We start from the raw sequence: 25,016 nt of genomic DNA, 5'->3' as shown, positions 1-25,016 counted from the left end.
GTTCCGCGTTCAGTTTTGTAGTATTCAGTCTCAGTTTATAATGATAAAACATAGGGCCTTAGTTTCTTAGAGGCTCAGTGGCTCCTCATCAGAATAATTAATCAACAAATTCAAGAACTTACTATAGCTGTTCATTCCTTCTTTCTGCTGGTTAATTTTTAAGAATTGATCGTAAAACGCATGGAAAGCTGTTTCGATTGGACTTTCATATTTATTCCAAAAATCTTCACTTTCTTGATAGTTTTTGAGAATTCCAGGATTGATGGTTTTTAGTAAATTTTTCGATGTTTTTTCATCTCGCATTTGCCAGTTTCCTAGACAATAGCGCAAAGCAAAACTATAGGCCGAATACTGAAAATAAAGATTCTCGTTTTTTATTGTGGCTAGAAATCCTATAAAATTACATTCACTTTCACTGGCATAGCCTATTTGGTGTGCCATTTCGTGTGCGGTTACAATCGGAAAATTATACATAGGCATTAAATCATTGACTTGGGCTTCATTAGTGAAAGGATTCAAATATCCACTAAATCCCATATAAGTTAATGGTAAACTGATTAAGGATTTTTTGGTGCTAAGGCAATTGTAGGAGAAAAAAGAATGTTGTTTTGAAAGGTTTTCATAACCGTTTAAATTCATTTGAAAAACCGAATCATGTGAATAAGGGAAAACTACTTTTAGACTGTCATTTTTGGTGATTTGGTGCTGAATGGCATTGGTTTTTATAATGAGTTTTTGGGTAAAAGCCAGTAAGTCGGCATCCGTATATTCACGTTGAATGTTCATTTTTTCGAACAAAGGTTCTCGGTAATAATTGAGACCCCATAATAAGTGGAATACAAAATAAAAAACAGATAGAAAACTCAAAACCGTCAATAGATTATTTTTCCAATGCAATTTCCAAGTTTTTCTTTGTTTCCAAAACCATTTAAGTATGAAAAAGATCAATATTCCGTACAGACAATCTCCTATTGAAAACGGGAAGTAACCAAAAGTAATTCGAGAGATTTTTGAAATGTTTTTATACAGTCCATTACTGTAATAGCGTTCTATCCATTCTGGGAAAAAAGAAAGTAGTTTCAGTAAAAGAATTTGTATCAATAGAAATATAGGAAGAATGGATTTTAGTTTCACTTCATTATTTTTTATTAAGTAAATATAATGACAAATAAAATGGTAACGAAAACAAACTTTGTAACTTTGGGCATTGCTATAAAAAAGAGAAAATTTATATGAGTAAAGAAATAAGAAACCTAGAACCACAGGCTTTGTGGAATAAATTTGCTGATTTGAATGCGGTGCCACGTCCTTCCAAAAAAGAAGATCGAGTGATTGCTTTTATGAAAGATTTTGGAAACAAACTTGGTTTAGAAACTTTTGAGGATGAAATCAGAAATGTGATTATCCGTAAGCCCGCCACGCCAGGAATGGAAAATCGTAAGACAGTTGTTTTACAAGGGCATTTGGATATGGTACACCAAAAGAATAACGATACGGTTTTTGATTTTGACAACCAAGGAATCGATATGTATGTGGATGGGGACTGGGTACGTGCCAAAGGGACAACTCTTGGAGCTGATAATGGGCTTGGAGTTGCGGCCATTATGGCAATTTTGGAAAGTACTGATATTGCACATCCTGCCATTGAAGCTTTGTTTACCATTGACGAAGAAACAGGGATGACAGGGGCTTTTGAGTTAAAAGCTGGGGTTTTGCAAGGCGAAATTTTACTGAATTTAGACACTGAGGAAGATGATGAAATCGGAATTGGTTGTGCGGGTGGAATCGATGTTACTGCAGTAGCGGAATATGACGAAGAACCAACTCCAGAAGGTTCTGTAGGCTATACGATTACAGTTAAAGGTTTAAAAGGTGGTCATTCAGGAATGGATATTCACCGTGGTTTGGGGAATGCCAACAAAATTATGAACCGTATTTTATTTGACGCTTTTGATGATTTTGGGCTACAGATTTCTACTATAAAAGGTGGTAGCTTGCGCAATGCAATTCCGAGAGAGAGCGTGGCGGAGGTGATTATTGCTGCTGTTTATGACGAGGCTTTTGTGTTTGACATGCAACAGGTTGTGAATGAGGTGAAAAACGAGTTGAAAACCACGGAGCCAAACTTAGAAGTGGTTTTTGAAAAAATGAAGAAAACACCAAAAACTGTGATGCCATCCATGGCGCAACATTATTTTGTGCGTTCAATGTATGCAGCGCATAATGGGGTGTATAGAATGAGTGCCGATTTTGATAATTTGGTTGAAACTTCTAATAATATTGCAATTGTTGAAGTAGGAGCGGGTAAACTGGAAGTAAAGTGCTTAACACGTTCTTCGATAGAAACGGCTAAATTGGACTTGGCTACTGGAATCCAATCAGCTTTTGAGTTGATGGGTTGTGAGGTGGAAATGGGTGGTGCTTATCCAGGTTGGACCCCTAATCCAGAGTCGGAAATATTGAAGGTTTTGTTGCCTATTTATGAAAAACAAAACAATGAAAAGCCTAGGGTTGCAGCTTGTCACGCTGGATTAGAATGTGGAATCTTAGGAATCAATTATCCTGATATGGACATGATTTCCTTTGGTCCAACCATCCTTGGAGCTCATAGTCCAGATGAAAGAGCAAGTATCACGTCTTCTCAGAAATTCTGGAAATTCTTGGTGGAGGTTTTGGGGAATATTCCTTTGAAATAGTGTTCAGTGTTCAGTATAAAAAAAGTGTTCAGTTACTTTTGTAGCTGAACACTTTTTCCTGAATACCGAACACTTATTACTAGTCTCTTTTAGGACTGTTCTTTTTTTCTCTTTTTCTTCCTTCTTCTCTTTTGCTGTTTTCAACGGTTCTTTTTTTGCCGTTTTTTTAGCGTCTTGACTTTTTGCCATGGTTTGTTTATTTAGTTAGGAACCTATGGTTCTTAGCGAAGGTAGGTAATGTATTGATTGAAAATACATTTTGTTAAAAATAAATAGCGTAATATTCTTTATTTAACTTTTTTAAGGATTTTATACTCTTCATAACAACCACTAATGGCATCCATTATTTGAAGGTCGTTCGCTGTTTGTATAAACGATTCGGAGTAGTTGCAACGTTGCAGAATGTCTGGGATGTCTTTTTTGTCAATACCTAAAAGTACAGCTAGAGTTTCTCTATCAAATTTAGAAGCTAATAAATTACGGACAGTATCGTCCTTTTTCATGTCTTTCAGCTTCCGGAATTCTTTGGCTTTATTGCTAAAGGTGTTGTATAGCATGTCGGCTGGATTAAAAATCGAACCTAATATTTTATTGAAGGCGTTGGGTGCATATTCGCCTGTTTCATAACCGCTGGTTAATCCAGAGATGCTGTAGCGATGGTTTTCCTTGAGCGGGATAGTTTTAGAATCTACTTCCAAATAACCTGTTAGATTAAAGGGTTTGATGACTACTTCTTCAAGTGCGATGGCTCTTTCAGTCAAGAATATTTTAGCCACTTTATTCTTTAACCAGTCATTGGTTACCTTTACACGTAATGACTGAAATCCTAAAAGCGATATGTGTAAGGTGTCATTTGGATGTACGTCAATTTCAAAATAACCTTTGTTGTCTGTTTGGGCGCCTCTGACTTTATTGATATTGATGACGTTGGCATCGTTTAAGGGAAGTTTGGTATTGTCGTTATAGATATAACCAGTAACTTTTTGGGAAATGTGAAGCTCCTGAGCTTGGGTGGCCAAGGATAGGGTTAAAAAAAAGAAAACTACAAAATATTTCATAAACTGTTTTAAGACTTTAAAAGTAATAAAACAGCTTTAAATATTTTGTAGTTTCATTGTATAATTACAAGAAAATTAACAGAACAGATTGTTAGTCTCTTCTTGGTCTTCTTGGTCTTGGTGAGTCACCATAGCTTTCAGAACGTCTTGGGGCTCTGTCTGAAGAACCTTCTGCTCTTGGAGCTCTTTCAGTGAATCCGCCTTCACGTCTTCCACCGCTTCTTCCGCCAAAACCACCTTCTCTTGGAGCTGAATTTCTATCTCCTCTAAAGCCTCCTGAACCTTCACGTCTTGGAGCAAAAGAACCTTCACGTCTTCCACCGCCTCCACCAAAGCTTCTTCCGCCTGAGTTTCTTCCGTTGTGGTCACGTCTTCCGCCACCATCATTTTTAGAAATTTCAACATTGATACGACGTCCTTCTAGTTGTACGTTGTTCAATACTTCCATTACTTTATCTGTATGTTCTGGATCAGTGTTAAAGAAAGAGAATCCTTCTTTTACATCTACCTTGAATACATCATCACGACCTAAGTCTAAAGTTTCTTTCAAGTAATCTTTCAATGACATCCAATCAAAGTTGTCTCTTGAACCTATGTTTACAAAATAACGAGTTGCTCCGCCATTTGCATTTCCACCTTCTCTTGGAGCGCTATCTCTTTCACGTCTGTCTCCAGATTGAGAAGAAATATCTCTGTTTTTCTTATAGTAGTTGATGAAACGGTTAAATTCAACCGATACCATTTTCTTAATCAATTCTTCTTTAGATAAATCTTCGAGAACATTGTTAATAGCGGGTAAGTAGTTGTCAATTTCGTGATCAACCTCAGTATCTTTTATTTTGTTTGCTAAGTGTAATAATTGGATTTCGCAAATTTCAATACCAGAAGGAATTGTTTTTTCTTCAAACTTTTGTTTGATGATTCTTTCGATAGAGGATATTTTACGTAATTCTGATTTTGTTACAATCACGATAGAAGTTCCTAATCTACCTGCACGACCAGTTCTTCCTGAACGGTGGTTGTAGGTTTCAATTTCGTCAGGTAATTGGTAGTTTACTACGTGCGTAATATTATCAACATCAATTCCACGAGCGGCAACATCAGTCGCAACAAGCATTTGGATTTGTCTTCCACGGAAAGATTTCATTACGCCGTCACGTTGTGCTTGCGATAAATCTCCGTGTAAAGCAGCAGCGCTATAACCGTCTTCGATTAATTTTTCAGCAACAGCTTGTGTATCACGTTTTGTTCTACAAAACACTACTGAGAAAATGTCTGGGTTAGCATCAGCTAAACGTTTCAAAGCTTCGTAACGATCACGTGCATTTACAAGGTAAAATTCGTGAGAAACTGTAGCAGAACCTGAGTTTTTAGTTCCTACAGTAACTTCTGCCGGGTTGCTCATGAATTGTTTTCCAATTCTAGCTACCTCTGCTGGCATCGTTGCAGAAAACAACCAAGTGTTTTTGTCGTCTGGGGTTGTTGAAAGGATGTTTACGATATCTTCATAGAATCCCATATTCAACATTTCGTCTGCTTCGTCAAGAATACAATAGTTAATTTGAGTAATGTTTACCAATCCTCTGTTAATCATATCCTGCATTCTTCCTGGAGTAGCCACAATAATTTGTGCTCCTCTTTTAATTTCTCTGGCTTGTTCTGTAATACTAGCTCCTCCGTAAACTGCTACCACATTAATACCTTTTTCGTATTTAGAGTAGTTTTTAAGTTCGTTGGTAATCTGTAAACACAATTCGCGTGTTGGAGATAAAATCAACGCCTGCGTATTTCTGTTGTCGGCATCAATTTTCTGAATAACTGGAAAACCAAAAGCTGCCGTTTTCCCTGTCCCAGTCTGAGCCAACGCAACTAAATCTGTATCTTTTTCCAATAATAGGGGAATCGCTTTCTCCTGTACTTCTGACGGATTCTCAAATCCTAGATCTAAAATCGCCTTCAGTAACGATTCACTCAATCCTAATTGTTCAAATTTATTCATATGTAATTTTAAATAGGGTGCAAAAGTACTGTTAAAAATCCATATAAACTAATAGAGTCCTAAGTTTTAATGATTTATTGGTATTTGATAATCAGAAAGTTATGTTTTTTTAAAGGCGATTTACTAATGGATTTGATATTTTGAAGCACTAAAATAGTCGTATGTGTAAAAATATTTTGGCAAAATGTTGTGTTTGAATCAATTATTTTATGCTGTTTAAAAAAGTAATAAGTTGCCTAGTTGCAATTCCGCGATGGCTTATTTGATTTTTATCAGCAGCCGACATTTGAGCAAATGTTTCCTGAAAATGGTCCGGTTGAAAGATAGGATCATAGCCAAAACCTTCAGTTCCGCTTTTATCAGCAGTAATTATACCCTTAGCAATTCCGGTAAAAAGTTCTTGCTTGCCTTTTAAATTTAGGGCAATTACGGTTTTGAATTGAGCTGTTCTGTTTTTTTCTCCCTCTAGCGCTTTCAATAATTTTTCCATATTGGCATTTGCATCCGATGGTTCACCTGCATAACGAGCAGAGTAAACTCCTGGTGACCCATTGAGTGCAGCTACTTCCAGTCCTGTGTCATCAGCAAAACAATTATAACCGTATTTTTCGGTAACATGATTCGCTTTAAGGATGGCGTTGCCTTCAATGGTGTCTGCTGTCTCTGGAATTTCTTCATGACAACCAATATCGGTTAAACTTAAAATCTGAATAGTTGAAGGGAGTAATTGTTGAATTTCTCTGATTTTATTTTTATTGTTAGAAGCAAAAACAAGTTCCATGAGCTAAATTTATTGATAATACGAGTCAAAGGTACATGATTTTTTAAAAAATCTTCATTGATGAATTAGGATGGATTTTATCATTATGATGATTTTTCTATGATTGTAGTCTTGTTTTATGTTAAACAATGGTTAATGTGTTGTATTTTAGTTGTTTATGATTTTATTCGTTGTATATTTGATATGTGGTTTTGCTTAATCATTTGTTTATATCAAGCTTTTACATGAGATTGATGACTCAATGTTCAACTATAAGATGGAATATTTTGGAAGTATAAGTTGAAGATGATAAACCAAAACCTACAAGAGGGGAGAGTGTAAAAGCTCTCCTTTTTTTTGTATCTATTTGTGAGTCAGTTGTTATTGTTTTTTCTGCTTTATTTTTTTTGGTTTGATTGATTTTTTTTTATAACGGAACCAACTTGGTTTTTGTATATTTCAACATTCTAAAAACAAAAAAATGCAATTATTTAGCCCCACGACTAATTGTAATACATTCCTACTGTTTATTGTGATGATGTTTTGTACAACTTCTCATGCACAATATGTATTCGATAATGAGTCAATCTCAGAAAAAATTTCTTTACAAGCCTATGCTTCTGTTGTAGATGTTGGTCAGCAATTATTGGATATTGATTATGTCCAAAAAAACTACAGTTTATTAAAACCTATTGCATTAAAATTTAAATCGGATGATTTAGGATTTACCGATAACTATTGGTGGGGAAAAGTTTCGTTACAAAATGCTACCGATATAAAATTACAGTATTACCTTGAAACGGCTCGTCCTATCACAGATAGGGTAGAATTGTATGTAGTGGATAAGCATTCAGGGCAGATTACAAAATCAATTAGTGGCGATAAAATGCCTTTTCATGAAAGAGCTTATAACAGTAGAAAAACGATTTTCAAGCTGAATTTAGAACCTAATTCAAATCAAGATTTGTTTTTACATTTGAAAAGTGATGGAGAAGTGCTGAAGATGCCTTTATTGTTAAGTTCAGCAGATAGTTTTAATGATTCGATATCTTTTGAACAGTTTATTTTCGGAATTTTTTATGGCATATTAACTATTGCGGCCATTATTTATTTCTTTTTCTTCTTTGCGCTCAAGGAAAGTACTTTTTTGTATTATAGTATATATGTTTTTTGCGTAGGGATGATGCAATTGTCCTTGGATGGCTATTTTTACAAATATATAGATCCTAGTGGTGGTTGGATTACCCAGCATTCGGTTTTAACTTTCTCTCTGATTACAGGTGTTCTTTTAGGAAAATATAGTGAAGTTTTTTTGAAAATTAATCAATACAACAAGTTGATTCCAATGCTGTTTCATATAGTCTATTTTTTAACAGTATTGCTTATTGGTATTGTTCTTTTTGTGCCTGTTGCCTTGCCTTACTGCTATCCAATTGCGAATCTTTTAGGTTTATTAATTCTTTCTTTAATTATTAGTTCGATAGTATTCTTGATTCGTAAAAAAATTAAGGTAGATACATTCTTTGTCACAGGAATTTTGTTTTTGATACTAGGATTTGGAGTGTTTATCTTGAATAATTTTGGATTGTTGCCCAATACTTTTTTAGTTCAAAATAGTTCTAAATTTGGAACAGGGTTAGAGATTATTTTTCTATCATTATCGATGGCTAATTTAATTCGAGATCTTAAAAATGAAAAAAATATACTAAATCGTTTGGCCTTAGTTCGTTCTGAGGAAATGAACGATTTGAAAACCTATTTCTTGTCCAATATTAGTCATGAATTAAGAACACCTCTTAATGCAATTATGAATTTAATTGATTCGGTTTCCAGTGAAGTGGAAGATGAAAAAATCAAGAAGAATTGCCAAGTGATTAAATATTCTTCCCATAGTTTATTGAGTTCTGTGAATGATATTTTGGATTTTTCTAAAATTGAAAAAAAGGAGCTAATGTTGGATAAAGTCCCTTTTAATCCTTTGTTGGTGATAGAACAAGTGAAAAATAATGCCGAAATAAGAGCTCAAGACAAAGGATTGGAATTTGTATATGTCAAGCGAGGAGCGTTTCCTGATTTAATTTCTGGTGATGAAATGCGTTTGGTTCAGGTGATTAACAATGTTGTAAGTAATGCGATTAAATTCACATCGGAAGGATTTGTGAAATTTGAAATTGATTCAATTCTAAAAAGTGATACTGTAGCAACTATGATTCTTACGGTTTCGGACTCGGGTGTTGGGATTTCTAAAGATAAAATGTCTAGTATCTTTGATTCCTTCAGTCAGCATAATATTGACAATAAAAGAAAATTTGGAGGTCTTGGTTTGGGGTTGTATATAGTGAAAACCTTGGTAGATATGCAAGGGGGAACTATTTCGATGAACAGTTATATTAAAAAAGGCACCAGTTGCGTAATCACACTTGATTTTGAAATAATTGCCCAACCCAAAGTTGAAGTTGTGGCGCCATTGCCTGAAGTTTATGATTTAGACGGTAAAACCATTTTGGTGGTAGAAGATAATTCTGTGAACCAAATGGTAATCAAAATGATTTTGAAAAAATGGAAGAATACGCAGGTTGTATTTGCTAATAATGGTCAGGAAGGTGTAGACGCTTTCAAAAATCATCGAATTGATATTGTTTTAATGGATTTGCAAATGCCTGTAATGGATGGCTATGAGGCAACCATTGCAATCCGAAATGGAGAAGCAGGAACAGAAAATGCCAATGTGCCTATCATTGCTGTAACTGCTGATGTAATGGAAACGACTAAACAACGAGTTTTTGAAATAGGAATGAATGACTATTTGACTAAACCAGTGAAAAAAGAAACTTTATATCAAGCAGTTCAAAAATGTTTTAATTCAGTTTTAGTCGAACATACACATGCTTGATTCCTTTTTTCTCGGATTCGCGCTCGTCAATTTCAAGTATATCGTTTAATGATTTTAGCAAAGGCGTCAGTTTAGAAAAACCATAATTTCGTGGATCGAATTCTGGTTTATTCTTTAAGACAAGGTTACCGATGTCACCAAGAAACGCCCATCCGTCATCATCACTAAGATCGTCAATTGTGGATTCAATCAATTCGACTGTGGCCTCGTCTATTTTGTTAAGAGGCTTTCGTCCAGGTTTCTCGATAGTTTTTGAGCTTGGTTTTTCAACGGTTTTCTTAGTATCAAATGTATGTTTGGGTAATTTTTTCTTGATGGCTCCATCCAAAACTTCTATAAAAACGAACCTGTCACAAGCACTAATAAAAGGTTTAGGTGTTTTCTGTTCTCCAATTCCAATGACTTTCATACCTGATTCACGTAGTCTGATTGCCAGACGCGTAAAATCACTATCGCTAGATACGATACAGAAACCATCTAGTTTACCAGTATACAACAAGTCCATAGCATCAATAATCAAAGCCGAATCTGATGAATTTTTACCGGTGGTATAGCTATACTGCTGGATTGGAGTAATGGCATGTTCCAATAAAACGGCCTTCCAGCCTGAAGCATTAGGTTTTGTCCAATCGGCATAAATACGTTTGGTGGTCGGTGTACCATATTTGGTAATCTCCTCCATCATTCCTTTGACGTTGCTGTAAGGAACATTATCGGCATCAATAAGTACGGCTAGTTTTAATTCAGGGACAATTTGTGACATAGTATTGGGTGTAGAATGTTGCCCAAAGATACAGGAATATTTTTAATGCTTGTGTAAAGTTTTTGGTAGGATAGAAAAACCACTCCAGTCAAGCTAGAAGAACGTATTGCCAAGATAAAAGAAGTGCAACGAGGATGGTTAAACTATTTTCGGGGTACAAGTATCATGGGTAAATTACGGGCTATAGACGGCTGGCTTAGAAACCGACTTCGATATTGTATTTGGTCCGCCGCGGCGGAGAAGAAGCCTGAGAGAAAGAGAAAGAATCTCATACGATTGGGTGTTGACCAAGACCACGCCTATGCATTTAGTCGCACTCGCAAAGGCGGTTGGGCAATTGCGCAGAGTCCTATTTTAGGTTCAACTATCACTTTGAAGCGCCTAAGACAAAAAGGCTATCAATCCTTGACAGATGTTTATATCGAACTAAATCATCATTTGGAGTTTATCCCGAAATAATTTCGGGAAACCGCCGAGTCTAGCCTGTCCCGATTCGAGGGATGACCCGCTTGGCCTGTCCTGAGCGAAGCCGAAGGCCTCGGTGGTGTGAGAGGCGCACTCCGTTAGTTTCTAGCGGAGCCGTCTACTCATATCTTTGTGAGCTGGCTTTCCTTTCAATGCGTCCATTCATCTAGTTTAAAGTCGTTTACTTTTGAGTCGTTAGTAAATTCTATGTAAAGTGTCTTTCCTTTAACAGGGTCAATATTCCATCCATAATCTACCATAATCTCATAGCCGATTGTGTTTGATTTTATATTTGCATAATTTTGAGGTTTCCCTAAAAGTTCAACGACTTCTTTATAAGTCATACCTTTTCGCAGATGATTTGCTATTAAATCCGAAATCATACTTTCTCTATTTGCATACATAATGTCGTCCATATCATTCCAAGTATTCTTGTCAAATTTGTTCTGTTCAACTCCACAAGAAGCAAAAAATAGAGAGAATATAAATGTCAATATTATTAATCCTTTTTTCACGTATTTTTGGTTTCTTTTATATTCATTCACACACTTTCTTTTTCATTATGTGCATTTTAAATTAAAGTTCACAAATCCGTAAGTTATTGAAAATATAATCAAAATGCTTAACGCTAATAGAACAATTTTTGTCTTTTGATTAGTTGTCTTCCAAATTGAAATTGTCAATATAGTTTGAATTCCGAGAGCTATAATTTCCATTAAAAGCAAAACAGGTCCACAAACCCAATTCGACTTCTGTTGGTCGAGTGTATAAGTCAAAATAGTCAAGACCAATAATATAATTGTTAGCCCTGATACAAATATTTCAATTTTTCTATTTCTGTTTAGTATCATCATTTTAAGCTTGCTCACAACGTCAGTCTGTGAAAAAACTAACATTTATTTCCATCAAATATAAGTAAATAATTTTATTGTTAGCAAGAAAAGTTGTATGTTTAAATATGCAACATATCACAGGAATTCCTCGTAACCAAATGGTGTTTTCTAGTTTCGAAGACACTATTTTACCCAATAATCCCGTTCGTTTTGTAGATGCTTTTGTGGAGGCATTAGATATGGAATCTTTGGGTTTTACTGTTCAGACTCTCAAAGTCGAGGGTCGCCCCAGCTTTGATACTAAAATCTTCCTTAAAATCTATTTATATGGTTATTTGAACGGGCTTAGAAGTTCGCGAAAACTCGAAAAAGAATGTGTAAGAAACATCGAATTGCAATGGCTTTTATGTGGTCTGGTGCCAAATTACCACAGTATTTCTGATTTTAGAAAACAGAATCCATCAGGATTGCGAAAACTCTTCAAACTCTTTGTTTCCTTTCTTAAAGATACCGACTTAATAGCAGGCGAAATCATCGCTATTGATGGGACTAAAAGCAGAGCACACAACAGTAAGAAAGCTAATTTTAGCCAAAAGAAAATAGAAAGACATTTGGCTTATATCGAAGAAAAAACACAAGAATATTTAGCGCAATTAGACCAAAACGACTCGCAAGATAATGGGATTTCAATTACTAACATTCAAGAAAAAATAGAACGATTAAAGCAGAACAAAATAGGTTATGAGCTACTAGAAGAAAAACTAAAAGTTAGTGGAGAGCCTCAGATAAGTACCACCGATGAAGATGCTCGAGCCTTATTGGTTCAAGGCGTAGTGGTAGAAGTAAGCTACAACATACAAGCGGCGGTAGATAACAAACACAACTTGATTGTTGCCACTCATACTATCAATCGAAATGATCTCTACGCTTTGGGAGCTATTGCTGTTGAAGCAAAAGAAAATTTGGGAGTAAAAACCTTTACCGCTTTGGTTGACAAAGGCTATCATAATGGTAGAGAAATCACTCAATGTAAAAACCACAATATCACCACCATTGTCGCACATCCTACCCCAGGAAGAGCTAAAGATAGTGTTACCCAACCAGACTATTTAGTGGCTCAATTTCAGTACAATAAATTAGATGATACCTATACCTGTCCCCAAGGGAAAATCTTAAAAACCACGGGGAAATGGCATAAAAAAAGTGGTCGAACAGAGCAAAGTGGTTATCAATTCAAGAAATACCGAACATCAGCCTGCAAGGACTGTCCCGTAAAACACCTTTGTACCAGTAGAGCGGGAGGACGGGAAATAGATAGAAGTGAATATGCCGATGCCGTAGAAGAAAACAACCAACGTTATCAAGAAAACCCACAACTATACCGAACTAGGCAAGAAATAAACGAACACATTTTTGGGACAATCAAGAGACAATGGGGGTATAACCATACCAATTTAACAGGACTAGAAAAAGTAAATGGGGAGCATAGTCTAATTATGTTGGTCTATAACATCAAACGCACGATAAATATTCTTGGAGTTCCCGATTTGATTGATAAAATCAAGAACTGGAAGTCACCCTACAAGGCAAAAGTCTTGTTTTTACTAAAAACGGCTTATTTAAAGTTAAATACAGCCTTAAATTTTTATCAACTGAAATTTACAGCCTAAAAAAAAGAGCCTTCTTAAAAAGGCTTTATTGGGGTTGTAGTACTGTATAATTTATGGATTTTTGGAGAAAATAGAGGTTTTTTCACAGCCTGACGTTTAGTATATGAAAAGTAGGCGATTTCGAAGCATTAAACTTTCGGTTAAGCACGAACTCTGATACGAGCCAAAAACCTTTAATTTAGCACTGTTTCGCCTATTTTTTATATACATTGTTACCTGCTGGCTTTTCTATTCAGAATACTTTAAAAACAGAATATCAGATTTACAGCTATAAGTTTTTTGGTCAAGGCTCCAATAAAATTCCGTTTCCAAACTTGACATATCCATAGATAGATTTGTTAAGTGTTCAGTTATCTTTTCTCTTAAGAACACAACATTTCTTTTAAGTTTCCAACTGTTTGACATATCAGTTTCGTCAGTAAGAACTAAAAAGAATCTGTTAGAGGCATCAAACCTTGCTTCTCCTTGATTTTCATATAACCATTTCTTTAATTCCGTTGGGTTTGCTTCTGCTTCAGCAATTATTTCTTTTTTATGTTGTCTTAAAGTTGAAATAAAGTCCTTCGCTTCTTTTCTTTGGTCTTCTGATACTTTATTGAATAAATGCAGTTTTAGAGCTTTATCTTTAATATCTGTTGGTATGAATATTTTAAGTTTGCGACAAATACCTTTTAACATTGTCAGTTCATTTCCATAACCTATCGCTTTTAGCTTGTCTGCTAATAATTGCTCTGGAAAATAGGTGACTTTTAAATCGAAAGGTATATCATTAATGAAAAAATCAATCTTTTTTACTAAACCTACTGTTGGAAGAACTGTTGCGTGGTCTTTAAATAAGTCTTCAATTAAAATTGAAGTCCAATGATTATACCAAGAGTTTAACGTGTAACCCCTTAAGCTAGATAAAAGATTTCCTTCAATTTCTTCATTTATTGCATCATAGGATTGAATTTTCTTAACGTAATTGTTAACGATATTCTTTTCTAAACTATTACCAAATGAGCCTCCCCAATCAAAATGTTGCAATCGTGTGAGTTGGTCAACCAAATAATCTTGATTATCTACTCTTGAAGCCCTTTCTTCTTGATATTTTAAATTTATAAAATCGTTTATTTGAGCGTCCGTAATTTGATTTAAATTAAAAACATGCTCAAAATATTCTTTCGATTTTAACTGTGAAAGGTCTATTTTATGTATTCCAGCAAATTCTTCCATAGTGTCTTTTCTAGACATACTACGAAGCTTTAAAAATCTGATTCCTTTGTTGTCGTTTTCTATACTTGGGAAGTCGTTACTCCTAAAGCATTTATCTAGTTGGTTGAAGTTCAAGTTGGTCATTTAATATCCATTGTTGGTTTTCAGAGAATTTGAAATTCTCAATTAATATTTTAAGTAAGTCGACATCTCCGATTAATATTTTTTCAGAGAAAACTTTATTCATAGTTTTTAGAAAAATTTCATTTGTATCAAGACCATTACTATCATCTAGCCATTCTTCAATTTGTTCAATAAATAATTGTTTAATTTCTTTATCTGATTTACAAATAACGGCTTCAATAATAGAAGCTTTTTGAAAAGTAACAAGTACATCTCCTTTGATACTTGTCAATCTGTTGATTTGTCTTGGAGTAAATGATTTTTGAACAAGCCATTCATAATCGACTAATTCAAATCCATTTTTAATGCAAGCATTTGTAATAGCTTTCCATTCTTTTCCTGATAATGAATGATAAGTAAGTGAAAAGTACTTGTTTGGTTTAAGAACTCTACGAATTTCAGAAAAGGCTAAATTTATTTCCTCTTCAAATTTATGACAGTCTTTTCCTCTTTCTTTACTGTCAGAAATAACAATTTCGTTTTTGTAATCGGGTTCAAGTTTAAGCCAAGAATTCCATATTACACTTTGCTCAAAATATGGAACTGCATCTCCATAAGGTGGGTCTGTAAAAATATAATCAATTGATTCATTTTCTATTGATAAATTTTTAGCATCATTTTGAAGCGTTTGATAGTAATTATTATAATTTACAGGATTGAAATTAAACTCACCTTTGTTCCCAAATTGATTTAAATAATCTTCTTTTCCTTTAAGGATTTTTGAAAATCTATTTTCAAAATAATGAAGCACGTTATTTTCTAAATATGTTTCTCCAATATAAAATCCAGTCATCCAAGCTCCAGGTGCCATTGCTCCTCGGCTCTTAATTGGAGGTAATAATTTTGAGCAATTTGCTAAATTGGCTGTAAAAGCAACTTTGAATAAATCCTTTTCCTTTCCACTAGAATGTCTTTCTATTAAAGCCAATAATCTTGCGTGACAAGCAAGTGTTCTTTTTGTGAACAAGTCAGAAACTTTCATTCCCGATTTTGCAGAAATTCTTGAGTTCTGAATGAGTTTAGTTGTTGGATACCAATCAATTATTTCTTTGTTTTTTTCAAACTTCAAATATTCTTGTGATTCTTTTTCTGTAATCTCTATTTCTTGTGATTTATTTGAACCTAATATTTTGAACTTACATTTTATAGGATTATCATCTTTATCACGTAAAACTGTTATAAGTTCAACAGTTTGTCCATTGTATTTCCAGTTATACCATTCAAAATTATATGGCTCAAATTCGGATTTAATCAATTCCCATTGTTTTTTGAGAAGTTTTAAATCAATCTTCTTTTCGAGAAGTTGAATGTTAATGAAGTTGGCTACTGGATTTAAGTCGTTTGAAATTACGTTTCTATTTAAAATATAAGCTTCTGAACAAAATACACCATAACCAGAAAATGGGTCGAGTACAGTATCGCCTTCATTCGAATATTTTTCGATAAGTTCTTTCAAATCATTTGAGGGTTTTTTGCCCCAATATTTGTGCATTTCGTATCTGTCTCTCTTTTGTTTCAAACTTCTCTATTTTTTATTTTCAAAGATACTGTTTCTTTTTTGCAGTTCGTTTTTTCAGCTTGCAGGTAACGTTTTGCTGCTTTGAGATGGTGGGGGTTCGTAAATGCTAAACTTTCTAATTTTGTAGAGAGTGTTATTGCGAGACGATAATTCCACTAAATCCCCCCACTATATCAAAACAGCTGTTACAGGATGTTGTTATTTTTCGGTATTGTTGTTTTCGGAGTTTTCTTTGCCTTTTCCGCCTGGAAATAAGTCTTTAAGTATGATATATACCAATCCTAAAACTTGTATTGTAGTAGTAGTTAAAAGGGTCACTAATACTGTGTCGCTTAAATTATAATGGTTACAATTATTACCGACTAAAATCAGAATAACAGATACTAACCAAAATATTATAACAATAGTAAAAACCTTTGCTAAATTATCTCTTAAAATTGTGTTTCCACGGTATCTTTCTTCTTCGGGTGAAATGTCTTTGTTCCACGATTTCACATCAGAAACCGCTTCATCAATATCCGCATCTCTGAAGTTATCAGGAATCGTATCAGGTAATCTTGTTAAATCAATCACTTACGAAGCAGATTTTAGTTTTGGAGCATAGTGACTAATTATCAAATCGTCTGGAATTTCTGAATTACAATCTCTACAATAAACTTCTCTCCAAGGAGTATTTTCTGCGTGTGTCATAGCACTCAACTCTACACCATTATATTTTCCATATAGACCCCAAATCTTGTCTAAAAATTCAGCATCTTCGTTTATAATAACTTCTTCTTTATCGTTAGGTAGAGGTTTTTCAACTTCTATTGTGCCTTCGCTCTTTATTACTTTATATAAAGAAGGGAATACTGGACCATATTTCCAAGCTTGAGCTTTCTCAGTTGTTAATGGATTTTCTTTCCCTTTTAATGTGATATACCACGCGTAAGAAATGTAAACTAGTTTTATTAACTTCATTGAAGTTAACTTACCAAATTTGGCTTTTTCTTGTATGAAGTAGTTTGCTATTGTTGTTGGACTATAACTCATAATACTGTTATTATCTTGTTTTGATATATAAACAACTTTTGTTTTAGTTATTTCTTCTTTCCACAAAGTTACTAAAAATAAAGCAATTAGTAAAACTGCTATAATTAGGTATTCCATTTTTCTGTTGGGTTGTTTTTCAACGTACAGTTTTGGTACAATATCCTGTAACGTTTTGACGCTTGGCGAGGTTGCAAAACTTCGGAAAGAGTCGGTTTATAATTTATTTTAAATTTTATAGCGGACTTACAATTCCACTAAATTTTGCAATCTTGCCAAACGGCTGTTACCTGCTGTTTTTATTTTTAATCGCAATTTAAGAATATTTTCTTACTTTTGTTAAATATTCAAGAGAGGTACTCTAAATTAAACTAAAACCTACAAATGGAACTGAAGTTTAAAATTAAAGTATCCACAAAATTTATGAAGAAGTTAATTACACTAATTGCGGTTAGTGTGTACATATTAACTCGCTTGCACTTGTTGTAAGCTACTTGAAACGGTTAGTCCACGGACTGTAAAATTACTGGGAGGATACAGAAAGTTAGAATAATAGTGCACCAGCCGTAAAGTTAAGATGGTCTTAACCCTCTCTTGAATTATTTCAACTTTTTTTTAATTATTTTACATTATGAGTAACTTAGAGATTAAAAACAACTTAAACGAGGTCTTTCTAAAACTTATTCAAGAAACAAACCCTGATTTATTCAATAAGTATAGGCGAGACTTTTTAGACGTTATTTCAGAAATTAAACTCTCAGATACATCAGCTTTGGAAAGCCAAATAGATATTTTTAATCTTACTTGTGATGAGTATGTTAACAAAGGGTTTAACCAAGATGCTAAACAACTCCTGTTTGGAGATTTTGAAATGTTTTTAATAACCCTCTGCGAAGATTAAGTTGATTAGTCACTAATTCTACGTCACAGTTAGAATCTTTTAACCTCTCTTCTAAAAAAGCTATTTGGTTAGATACTATTTCTACCATTTTATTATTTGGTATCATGTTATTTTTTGTTTTACAACGTCCCTTTTTTCTGTTAAAATAGCAGGTAACGTCCTGACGCTTGGCGAGGTTGCAAATCTGCGGTATCACTCAATTGTCGGTTAATAATTATTTTAGCGAGGAACGAGCCTCATAGCGGAACGGTAATTCCACTAAATTTTGCAATCTTGCCAAACGGCTGTTACCTGCTGTTTTTATTCTTTTTCTGTTGCTAACTTACAAATATTTTTCGTACGTTTGGTTTCTAAATTTTAAATTATGCAAAACAGACTTATTGTAGATATTATAAATAAATATGTGATTGAAGGACTGAAAAATAAATATACAGGCTTTAAAATAGAAAACAGAATTTTAAGGAATAATAGTTATTCTATTACATCGCCTTTTATTTGTATAATTGCTTCAACTACACTTGCTTATTCAAATAATATAGGTTTAGACTATCTCTACATAAATGTCCACAACACTTTAGACGAAATACTATCTTTAAACGTCAATACTATCCAAAATCCACATTTTATATTTATCCCTATTGTTAACAATGAAGATTTTACATCTATAGTTAAAGATATAAAACTAAAATACCAAAAACATGGTTTTAACGAAGAGCCTTTTTACAATTCATTATAACATTATAAGCACACGATTCTAGACTCTCTGCTAAAAACTTATCAATTTTTTCTGTTGTTAATTTTGCCTTGTACATATCGTAGTAAGTCGCTAAGTACAGTTTAGCAGTTGCTGCATTTACCTCTGTAAACTTTAAAGATTCGTCAGATGGCGTGTATTTTGGGTCAACACCTTTCGCTGTGAAGAAACTGTGAAGGTTTAGTTCATCCTCTTTCATGTCATATTGTTTTTATAACGTCCCTTTTTCTGTTAAAATAGCAGGTAACGTTTTGCAGCTACACGAGGTGCAAGGGTTCGTGACTGCGGGGTTTCTAATTTATTTTAATTTTTCTGAGAACCTATAATTCCACAAAATCCTTGCATCTTGTGTAACTGCTGTTGTGCGTTCGGCTTTATTTCGATATAAACGTGGTCTTTTTTACTATTTCTGTTTTAGTTAGTTTTCCTTTTTCCTCCAATTCTTTCCACTCTTCCTCTGTTAATTTTAAAAAACTAGAGTTCCAAGGCTCTTCAAAATTTATTTTTCCTCGTTTAAATGAGTGAAGGTCGGTGTCTTTTTCTGACAAATGTTCAGAAGATTTAGTACTTTTACTTAAAATTATAAAATTATACATTATGCTTGAATTTAATTATTATGTTATTACTTCTTATGTAAATGGTTTCCCCTTCTTTACAACTTGTGCTTATGTAGATGGTGTTTACTTTAGAATCTCTAATTTAGAATTATTTTTAGCTGATGGTAAAAGTGGAGTTTCCGATGAAATAGTACAGCCTATCAATTATAAACTTGTAACAAGTAAGTATTTTACAATATAATTCATTAAATATGTTTACTTACTTTTGGTTTGACTCTTTTTAAATTAAATTATGAATTTTGAAAACATATTTACTGACCTTAAAGAACATTTAAAAAAGATACTTATAAATCTATCTTTCATATTTCCTTTTTGGGCACTAGCAATTTTTATTACAAAACCTTCTTTTTTAAATAATCCTATTCACATCCAATTTATTTTAACCTTCTGTTTAAGTTTTATATGGTTGTTTATTTATTTTTTAATTGCTGTAGGTTTTATTACTATTTTTAAGAAAGATAATATTTTTATTGTCCTTGAGATTGGAAATCTTTTAGGAATTTTTTCACTCTGCGTTTTTATAACAACATCGTACTATTTTTCATACTCTTTAAGTTTCCTACTTCAACAAAGTTTCATCTTTTCGTCATTATTGTTATTAACCATTCTAATACTGAACTTTCTAAGCTATGCTCTGAAATATAGAAGAGAACAAAAAAAATAATTAATATTGGCATTAACATATACATAGAAAATAGAAGGAGGTTGAGGTGAAACGTTTCCCAACTTTTAATATCTACTATGTCTATATCTAAAGGTCTGCATTCTTTATACAATTTAATAACTGAATATATGAAATACAGACACCCAGCTATTATAATAAGATTTGTATACATTTCTGTTTAGTTTTTTCTAAACATTGTGTTTTTCAACGTTCTCTTTGGTTTAAGCTGACGCACAACTCTTAAATATACGCAACTCCTAAAGCTGGTGTATTTGTAAATTGTTGATAATTAGTTCTTTATTTCTGACAACACAAAAAAACGCATTGCGTTTTTTTGTGTTGTCAGAATGTTTTTCTTTTCTGTTTCAAAAATAAGAAAAATAGTATTATAGATTATCAAGTGGACTTATTATTTTTCGAATACTTTTATCACTGACTTCGGTATAAATCAAAGTAGTTTTGATGTCGTTATGTCCTAATAGCTCTTGTATAAAACGAATATCGGTTCCTTGTTCTAATAAATGGGTAGCAAAACTATGTCGTAAACTATGGATGCTAACTTCTTTATTGATTTTTGCTTTTAGCATGGCGTTTTTGAAAACTTGTTGAGCGCTTCTACTGCTATATTGTCCGCCATATTGACCTTCAAATAGATAGATTTTTGGTTTGTATTCGATAAAATAAATTCGGAGTTGTGGCAATATGCTTTCGGGTAAATTGACATAACGGTCTTTTTTGCCTTTTGCTCGTTCGATAAATACCTGCATCGCTTTGCTATCGATATCTGAAACTTTTAGATTCACAATTTCTGAAACTCTCAGTCCTAATCCGTAGCAAAGTTTGAGCATCGTATTGTGTTTAAGATTGGTTACAGTTTCAAACATTTTTTTGATGTCAGCGGGAGCAATGACCTTGGGCAATTTTAATGGTTTTTTGGGACGAGGAATTTCCAATAAAAAACGTTCTCTTCTTAATACTTGTTCGTAATAAAATTTGATAGCATTAATGCGACTGTGAACGGTGGCTTCAGAAAGTTTAAGCTCATTAATACAATGCAAAATATAGTCACGAATATCCTCGGTTGTACAGGTTTCGGCTGGTAATTCTTTTAAATAATTTAAAAATAGGCCAAATTCATTTCGATAGGTTTTTAAAGTAGAATTGCTATATCCTTTGAGTTGGATTTGTTCTATGAAACGTTTCAAAACTAATTGATTGTTGTTTTTAATTTGTGATAATGCTGTTTTACCTTCAGTTATTGGTATTTTAAATCGCACTCTGTTTTCTTCATTATCTGGAAGATGCCATACTACTAATGATTGACTCCATCGTGCGCCTTCAAATTGCTTAATCCGCGCAATTAGTTCGGCATTTTTTTCGAAGTAAACGGCGATTCGGCTTTCGCTTTTGTATTTTATTACACTTGCTGACCACTTCATGCTATATTGTTTTGATGTTTTAAAGATACTTATTTTTTGTATTGATTTTGTACTATTTTTTTGGGTTTTGCGTGAGGGATTGCCGCTAGCTACCGAAGTAGTACGTCTCGAAACTTCGGGAGCGCGACAGCAGTAAAGAAAGGGGCTTTGTATGGACAAAGTGAAATAAGACCCGTTTTCTACTGTTGGCACGCCCAAATAGGGGTAATGTAAATAAGGATTGTTTTGTCTTATTTTTGGATTAAATTAACAACTGGACATCAGGCAAACCGAACATTTTTAAGTACTTTTGTCGCACTTTTAAAATTTGTAATATTCCTAAATATAATGGATAAAAAAATAATTTCTTTCTTGTTTTCGACCCGATTGATGGCGATACTTTTTTTGACTTTTGCAATTGCTATGGCTACGGGAACTTTTATTGAAAGCAAGTACAATACTGATACCGCTCGAATTTTAATATACAATGCTTGGTGGTTTGAAGGGATTATGGTGTTTTTTATGATCAATTTTGCCGGAAATATCCAGCGCTACCAGTTGTGGAAAAAGGAAAAATGGGCAACTTTGATGCTGCATTTGGCTTTTGTATTTATTCTGCTTGGAGCTTTTGTAACACGCTACATTAGCTACGAAGGGGTAATGCCAATACGCGAAGGGGCGGCAGAGAATCAGTTTTATTCGGATAAAACTTTTCTAACGGTTTTTGTAGATGGGGAATACAAAGGGGAAATGAAGCGTAGGGCTTTTGACAAACCTGTTTTACTATCGCCTGCTACTGAGAATAATTTTAGTCTTTCGGGGGAATTTGACGGGACGCCTTTCAAAGTGGAATACCAAGATTTTATCATGGGGGCCAAGGAATATATCAAAGAAGATAAAAACGGAACTTTATATTTGAAAATTGTGGAAGCGGGTGATGGTGGTCGTCACGAACATTTCTTGAAAGAGGGTGAAGTGCAGAATATTCACAACGTATTGTTTTCGTTGAACAACTATACCGATGGTGCTATAAACATTAACACTACTGGTACAGCGTATACCATTCAGACCCCTTTTGAAGGAAACTTTATGCGTATGGCTGATAAGTTACAAGGAGAAGTTACCAAAGATGAGGTGCAACCCTTGATGATGCGCTCGTTATACAGCATTGGCGAAATGCGTTTTGTATTTCCTGATATGGCTGTAAAAGGAACGATTGCTTATGAATCTAATAATGATTACAAGGCCAAAACTGGTGATAATGCTCTGATAGTAAAAGTAAAAGCCGAAGGTCAGGAGAAAGAAGTAACTCTTACTGGTTCTAAAGGGAAGGTAGGGGAGCCTAAAACAGTGAAGATTGGAAATAAAGAATACAGTCTTTTTTACGGTAGTAAAGCCTATGAATTGCCATTTAAGATTAAACTAAACGACTTTATTGCTAAAAAATACCCAGGGACCGAGAAGAGTTATTCGTCATTTGAAAGCTTAGTAACTGTGCAAGATACAGAAACTTTTGATGCCCACATTTTTATGAATAATGTTCTGGATCATAAAGGCTATCGCTTTTTTCAATCATCCTTTGACCCTGATGAAAAAGGAACAGTACTATCAGTAAACCACGATTTTTGGGGGACGAATATCACTTATTTTGGTTACTTTATGTTGTTCTTTTCGATGATGGCGATTATGTTTACCAAACATTCTCGTTTTGCGGATTTGAAACGCAAACTTGAGGTAGTAAAAGAGAAAAAGGCCAAGCTAGTTACTATTTTGGTTCTGTTCTTGAGCTTTAATGGTGTGGCGCAAACACACGATCATGAGCACGATCATAATCATGAGCACGATCACAAACAAGAAGAAACGCAAGCCTCAGCAACTGCTCACAAACCTAAAACTTTTTCGGCTAAAGAGATAGATTCTTTAATTAATAAATTCAAAGTTTCGGAGGCGCATGCGGCTAAATTTGGACGATTGATTGTGCAAGATGCTGGTGGTAGAATGAAACCCATAAATACCTTTTCATCTGAATTGTTGCGTAAAGTAAGCCATTCCAATGATTACAAGGGAATGAATTCGGATCAAGTATTTTTGTCGATGTCGCAATACGCGCAGCTATGGATTGAAGTGCCTATTATTTACATCAAATCAGGGAATGATAGTATTCGAAAAATTATCGGAATAGATTCGAAAGCTAAATATGCACCTTTTGTAAAGTTCTTTGACGAAAAGGGGAATTATAAATTGTCACCTTATTTGGATGCAGCTTACAAAGCGGCCAATCCAAATCAGTTTGAAAAAGACTTTGTGGAAACGGATAAGAAAGTCAACTTGATGGAATCAGCTTTGAGTGGTGCTATTATGAAAATCTTCCCAATTCCAAATGACGCCAACAACAAATGGATTTCCTATATGGAAGTAGGGCAGTCTGGCTTGAAAGGAATGGATTCTACTTATACTAAAAATGTATTGCCGTTGTATTTTGGGACTTTGAACAATGCTACTGTATCCAATGATTATAAAAATGCAGATGAGTTATTGGAAAGTTTGCATGGTTTTCAACGAAAGTTTGGTGAAAAAGTGATGCCGTCAGAAGATAAAGTAACGGCTGAGATTTTGTATAACAAATACGATGTGTTCCAAAAACTGTCTTATTGGTATATCTATGCAGCGATATTGATGTTGTTTTTTACCATTCTGCAAATTTTTAAAGAACGCAAGTTCTTGTCCATTGCTGTAAATACGATGCATGTTATTATAGGATTGTTATTTGGATTGCATACATTGGGATTAATAGCGCGTTGGTACATTTCAGGTCATGCTCCTTGGAGTAATGCTTATGAATCCATTATTTATATCGCTTGGGCTACTATGTTCTTTGGATTGGCTTTTGATATTAAATCGAAATTAACTGTGGCTTCATCAGCATTTGTTACAGCTATGATTTTGATGGCTGCTTATATGAACTGGATTGATCCTGAAATCGCCAATTTACAACCGGTATTAAATTCGTATTGGTTGATGATTCACGTGGCGGTTATTGTAGCGAGTTATGGTCCTTTTGCCTTGGGGATGATTCTAGGATTTGTTTCATTATTGTTAATCTTTTTTACCAATGAGAAAAACAAAACCAAGATGGACTTGAACATTCAAGAGATTACTTATATCAACGAAATGGCTTTGACTATTGGATTAATCATGTTGACTATTGGTAACTTTTTGGGAGGACAATGGGCCAATGAAAGTTGGGGACGTTATTGGGGATGGGATCCAAAAGAAACTTGGGCTTTGATTAGTATTATGGTATATGCCTTTGTAATTCACGCTCGATTTGTTCCATCGCTAAGAGGAAAATGGATTTTCAATTTAATGAGTATGTTTGCATTTATTTCGATTTTGTTTACTTATTATGGGGTTAATTTTCACTTGGTAGGCTTGCATTCTTATGCGAGTGGTGAAGCGAAATCACTGGATTGGATATATTATATGATAGGTGGGATTTCGGTAATTGGAGCAATCACTTATCCTAAGTATCGAAAGTACTATAAGAAGTAATTTTTTATCATAATTATGAAACAGCCAATAGAATTTTGAATTTTATTG

General features: G+C 34.0%; 21 protein-coding genes and 1 pseudogene. 8 read left to right on the top strand and 14 right to left on the bottom strand.

Going from position 1 to position 25,016, the window contains the following annotated elements; genetic code table 11:
- Positions 1 to 66: 66 nt before the first annotated feature.
- Positions 67 to 1,134, bottom strand: coding sequence for a DUF3810 domain-containing protein (locus ACNH59_RS15255; protein ID WP_418263375.1), 1,068 nt, complete (start codon positions 1,132 to 1,134; stop codon positions 67 to 69).
- Between the two features lie 98 nt (positions 1,135 to 1,232).
- Here ACNH59_RS15255 and ACNH59_RS15250 point away from each other — a divergent pair, with 98 nt between their 5' ends.
- The gene (locus tag ACNH59_RS15250) at positions 1,233 to 2,696 is read left to right on the top strand and encodes an aminoacyl-histidine dipeptidase (RefSeq protein ID WP_418263374.1); all 1,464 of its coding nucleotides are present in this window, start codon (positions 1,233 to 1,235) and stop codon (positions 2,694 to 2,696) included.
- A gap of 3 nt (positions 2,697 to 2,699) precedes the next feature.
- On the opposite strand, the gene ACNH59_RS15245 is transcribed toward ACNH59_RS15250, so the two are convergent.
- The 4 genes from ACNH59_RS15245 to ACNH59_RS15230 form a co-directional block, all read right to left on the bottom strand.
- Positions 2,700 to 2,885, bottom strand: a complete 186-nt coding sequence (locus tag ACNH59_RS15245) for a hypothetical protein (protein WP_418263373.1) — start codon at positions 2,883 to 2,885, stop codon at positions 2,700 to 2,702.
- Positions 2,886 to 2,983: 98 nt separating this feature from the next.
- Positions 2,984 to 3,754 carry a carboxypeptidase-like regulatory domain-containing protein gene (locus tag ACNH59_RS15240; protein ID WP_418263372.1) on the bottom strand — a complete coding sequence of 257 codons (771 nt, stop codon included), beginning with the start codon at positions 3,752 to 3,754 and terminating at the stop codon, positions 2,984 to 2,986.
- 91 nt (positions 3,755 to 3,845) lie between these two features.
- Positions 3,846 to 5,753: a DEAD/DEAH box helicase gene (locus tag ACNH59_RS15235; protein WP_418263371.1), complete on the bottom strand. Its 1,908-nt coding sequence runs from the start codon at positions 5,751 to 5,753 to the stop codon at positions 3,846 to 3,848.
- A gap of 202 nt (positions 5,754 to 5,955) precedes the next feature.
- Entirely contained in the window at positions 5,956 to 6,534 is a 579-nt protein-coding gene (locus ACNH59_RS15230; RefSeq protein ID WP_418263370.1) for a non-canonical purine NTP diphosphatase, read from the bottom strand.
- A gap of 460 nt (positions 6,535 to 6,994) precedes the next feature.
- On the opposite strand from ACNH59_RS15230, the gene ACNH59_RS15225 reads away from it, so the two are divergent.
- On the top strand, positions 6,995 to 9,406 hold the full coding sequence (locus ACNH59_RS15225) for a 7TM diverse intracellular signaling domain-containing protein (RefSeq protein ID WP_418263369.1): 2,412 nt from the start codon (positions 6,995 to 6,997) through the stop codon (positions 9,404 to 9,406).
- On the opposite strand, the gene ACNH59_RS15220 is transcribed toward ACNH59_RS15225, so the two are convergent.
- A complete protein-coding gene (locus tag ACNH59_RS15220) occupies positions 9,372 to 10,169 on the bottom strand; it encodes an NYN domain-containing protein (protein WP_418263368.1) in 798 nt (265 codons plus the stop codon). The genes ACNH59_RS15225 and ACNH59_RS15220 overlap by 35 nt on opposite strands.
- A gap of 72 nt (positions 10,170 to 10,241) precedes the next feature.
- Here ACNH59_RS15220 and ACNH59_RS15215 point away from each other — a divergent pair.
- Positions 10,242 to 10,628, top strand: a pseudogene (locus tag ACNH59_RS15215) (group II intron maturase-specific domain-containing protein); the annotation flags it as partial.
- A gap of 155 nt (positions 10,629 to 10,783) precedes the next feature.
- On the opposite strand, the gene ACNH59_RS15210 reads toward ACNH59_RS15215, so the two are convergent.
- Complete coding sequence (locus tag ACNH59_RS15210) at positions 10,784 to 11,179, bottom strand: hypothetical protein (RefSeq protein ID WP_418263367.1); 396 nt, start codon at positions 11,177 to 11,179, stop codon at positions 10,784 to 10,786.
- 413 nt (positions 11,180 to 11,592) lie between these two features.
- On the opposite strand from ACNH59_RS15210, the gene ACNH59_RS15205 reads away from it, so the two are divergent.
- Positions 11,593 to 13,137, top strand: a complete 1,545-nt coding sequence (locus ACNH59_RS15205; protein WP_418263366.1) for an IS1182 family transposase — start codon at positions 11,593 to 11,595, stop codon at positions 13,135 to 13,137.
- Between the two features lie 228 nt (positions 13,138 to 13,365).
- On the opposite strand, the gene ACNH59_RS15200 is transcribed toward ACNH59_RS15205, so the two are convergent.
- The 4 genes from ACNH59_RS15200 to ACNH59_RS15185 form a co-directional block, all read right to left on the bottom strand.
- Positions 13,366 to 14,370, bottom strand: a complete 1,005-nt coding sequence (locus ACNH59_RS15200) for a hypothetical protein (RefSeq protein ID WP_418263365.1) — start codon at positions 14,368 to 14,370, stop codon at positions 13,366 to 13,368.
- 73 nt (positions 14,371 to 14,443) lie between these two features.
- Positions 14,444 to 16,033: a DNA methyltransferase gene (locus tag ACNH59_RS15195; protein ID WP_418263364.1), complete on the bottom strand. Its 1,590-nt coding sequence runs from the start codon at positions 16,031 to 16,033 to the stop codon at positions 14,444 to 14,446.
- A gap of 198 nt (positions 16,034 to 16,231) precedes the next feature.
- Positions 16,232 to 16,606 carry a hypothetical protein gene (locus ACNH59_RS15190; RefSeq protein ID WP_418263363.1) on the bottom strand — a complete coding sequence of 125 codons (375 nt, stop codon included), beginning with the start codon at positions 16,604 to 16,606 and terminating at the stop codon, positions 16,232 to 16,234.
- Positions 16,607 to 17,182 (bottom strand): Panacea domain-containing protein, encoded by a 576-nt coding sequence (locus ACNH59_RS15185; protein WP_418263362.1) that lies wholly within the window; start codon positions 17,180 to 17,182, stop codon positions 16,607 to 16,609. It lies immediately after the preceding gene.
- Positions 17,183 to 17,693: 511 nt separating this feature from the next.
- Here ACNH59_RS15185 and ACNH59_RS15180 point away from each other — a divergent pair.
- Both ACNH59_RS15180 and ACNH59_RS15175 read left to right on the top strand, forming a co-directional pair.
- The gene (locus ACNH59_RS15180) at positions 17,694 to 17,963 is read left to right on the top strand and encodes a hypothetical protein (RefSeq protein WP_418263361.1); all 270 of its coding nucleotides are present in this window, start codon (positions 17,694 to 17,696) and stop codon (positions 17,961 to 17,963) included.
- A 364-nt stretch (positions 17,964 to 18,327) separates the two neighbouring features.
- The gene (locus tag ACNH59_RS15175) at positions 18,328 to 18,699 is read left to right on the top strand and encodes a hypothetical protein (RefSeq protein WP_418263360.1); all 372 of its coding nucleotides are present in this window, start codon (positions 18,328 to 18,330) and stop codon (positions 18,697 to 18,699) included.
- On the opposite strand, the gene ACNH59_RS15170 is transcribed toward ACNH59_RS15175, so the two are convergent.
- Positions 18,668 to 18,916 carry a hypothetical protein gene (locus ACNH59_RS15170; RefSeq protein WP_418263359.1) on the bottom strand — a complete coding sequence of 83 codons (249 nt, stop codon included), beginning with the start codon at positions 18,914 to 18,916 and terminating at the stop codon, positions 18,668 to 18,670. The two genes, ACNH59_RS15175 and ACNH59_RS15170, sit on opposite strands and share 32 nt — an antisense overlap.
- 175 nt (positions 18,917 to 19,091) lie before the next feature.
- On the bottom strand, positions 19,092 to 19,313 hold the full coding sequence (locus tag ACNH59_RS15165; protein WP_418263358.1) for a hypothetical protein: 222 nt from the start codon (positions 19,311 to 19,313) through the stop codon (positions 19,092 to 19,094).
- A 1-nt stretch (position 19,314) separates the two neighbouring features.
- On the opposite strand from ACNH59_RS15165, the gene ACNH59_RS15160 reads away from it, so the two are divergent.
- On the top strand, positions 19,315 to 19,515 hold the full coding sequence (locus ACNH59_RS15160) for a hypothetical protein (RefSeq protein WP_418263357.1): 201 nt from the start codon (positions 19,315 to 19,317) through the stop codon (positions 19,513 to 19,515).
- Positions 19,516 to 20,384: 869 nt separating this feature from the next.
- Here the strand turns inward: ACNH59_RS15160 and ACNH59_RS15155 are convergent.
- Complete coding sequence (locus ACNH59_RS15155; RefSeq protein ID WP_418263356.1) at positions 20,385 to 21,437, bottom strand: tyrosine-type recombinase/integrase; 1,053 nt, start codon at positions 21,435 to 21,437, stop codon at positions 20,385 to 20,387.
- Positions 21,438 to 21,764: 327 nt separating this feature from the next.
- Here ACNH59_RS15155 and ccsA point away from each other — a divergent pair, with 327 nt between their 5' ends.
- Entirely contained in the window at positions 21,765 to 24,968 is a 3,204-nt protein-coding gene (gene ccsA / locus ACNH59_RS15150; RefSeq protein WP_418263355.1) for a cytochrome c biogenesis protein CcsA, read from the top strand.
- Positions 24,969 to 25,016: the final 48 nt, after the last annotated feature.

This window comes from Flavobacterium faecale (assembly GCF_048320115.1).
GTDB lineage: Bacteria > Bacteroidota > Bacteroidia > Flavobacteriales > Flavobacteriaceae > Flavobacterium > Flavobacterium faecale_A.
Note: the sequence above shows the minus strand (reverse complement) of the source record. Positions and strands in the feature narration are given on the sequence as shown.

Coding starts and splice junctions, on each gene's coding strand:
- ACNH59_RS15250 (WP_418263374.1), top strand. CDS start 1,233: ATGAGTAAAGAAATAAGAAACCTAGAACCACAGGCTTTGTGGAATAAA.
- ACNH59_RS15245 (WP_418263373.1), bottom strand. CDS start 2,885: ATGGCAAAAAGTCAAGACGCTAAAAAAACGGCAAAAAAAGAACCGTTG.
- ACNH59_RS15240 (WP_418263372.1), bottom strand. CDS start 3,754: ATGAAATATTTTGTAGTTTTCTTTTTTTTAACCCTATCCTTGGCCACC.
- ACNH59_RS15235 (WP_418263371.1), bottom strand. CDS start 5,753: ATGAATAAATTTGAACAATTAGGATTGAGTGAATCGTTACTGAAGGCG.
- ACNH59_RS15230 (WP_418263370.1), bottom strand. CDS start 6,534: ATGGAACTTGTTTTTGCTTCTAACAATAAAAATAAAATCAGAGAAATT.
- ACNH59_RS15225 (WP_418263369.1), top strand. CDS start 6,995: ATGCAATTATTTAGCCCCACGACTAATTGTAATACATTCCTACTGTTT.
- ACNH59_RS15220 (WP_418263368.1), bottom strand. CDS start 10,169: ATGTCACAAATTGTCCCTGAATTAAAACTAGCCGTACTTATTGATGCC.
- ACNH59_RS15205 (WP_418263366.1), top strand. CDS start 11,593: ATGCAACATATCACAGGAATTCCTCGTAACCAAATGGTGTTTTCTAGT.
- ACNH59_RS15200 (WP_418263365.1), bottom strand. CDS start 14,370: ATGTCTAGAAAAGACACTATGGAAGAATTTGCTGGAATACATAAAATA.
- ACNH59_RS15185 (WP_418263362.1), bottom strand. CDS start 17,182: ATGGAATACCTAATTATAGCAGTTTTACTAATTGCTTTATTTTTAGTA.
- ACNH59_RS15180 (WP_418263361.1), top strand. CDS start 17,694: ATGAGTAACTTAGAGATTAAAAACAACTTAAACGAGGTCTTTCTAAAA.
- ACNH59_RS15175 (WP_418263360.1), top strand. CDS start 18,328: ATGCAAAACAGACTTATTGTAGATATTATAAATAAATATGTGATTGAA.
- ACNH59_RS15170 (WP_418263359.1), bottom strand. CDS start 18,916: ATGAAAGAGGATGAACTAAACCTTCACAGTTTCTTCACAGCGAAAGGT.
- ACNH59_RS15165 (WP_418263358.1), bottom strand. CDS start 19,313: ATGTATAATTTTATAATTTTAAGTAAAAGTACTAAATCTTCTGAACAT.
- ACNH59_RS15160 (WP_418263357.1), top strand. CDS start 19,315: ATGCTTGAATTTAATTATTATGTTATTACTTCTTATGTAAATGGTTTC.
- ACNH59_RS15155 (WP_418263356.1), bottom strand. CDS start 21,437: ATGAAGTGGTCAGCAAGTGTAATAAAATACAAAAGCGAAAGCCGAATC.
- ccsA (WP_418263355.1), top strand. CDS start 21,765: ATGGATAAAAAAATAATTTCTTTCTTGTTTTCGACCCGATTGATGGCG.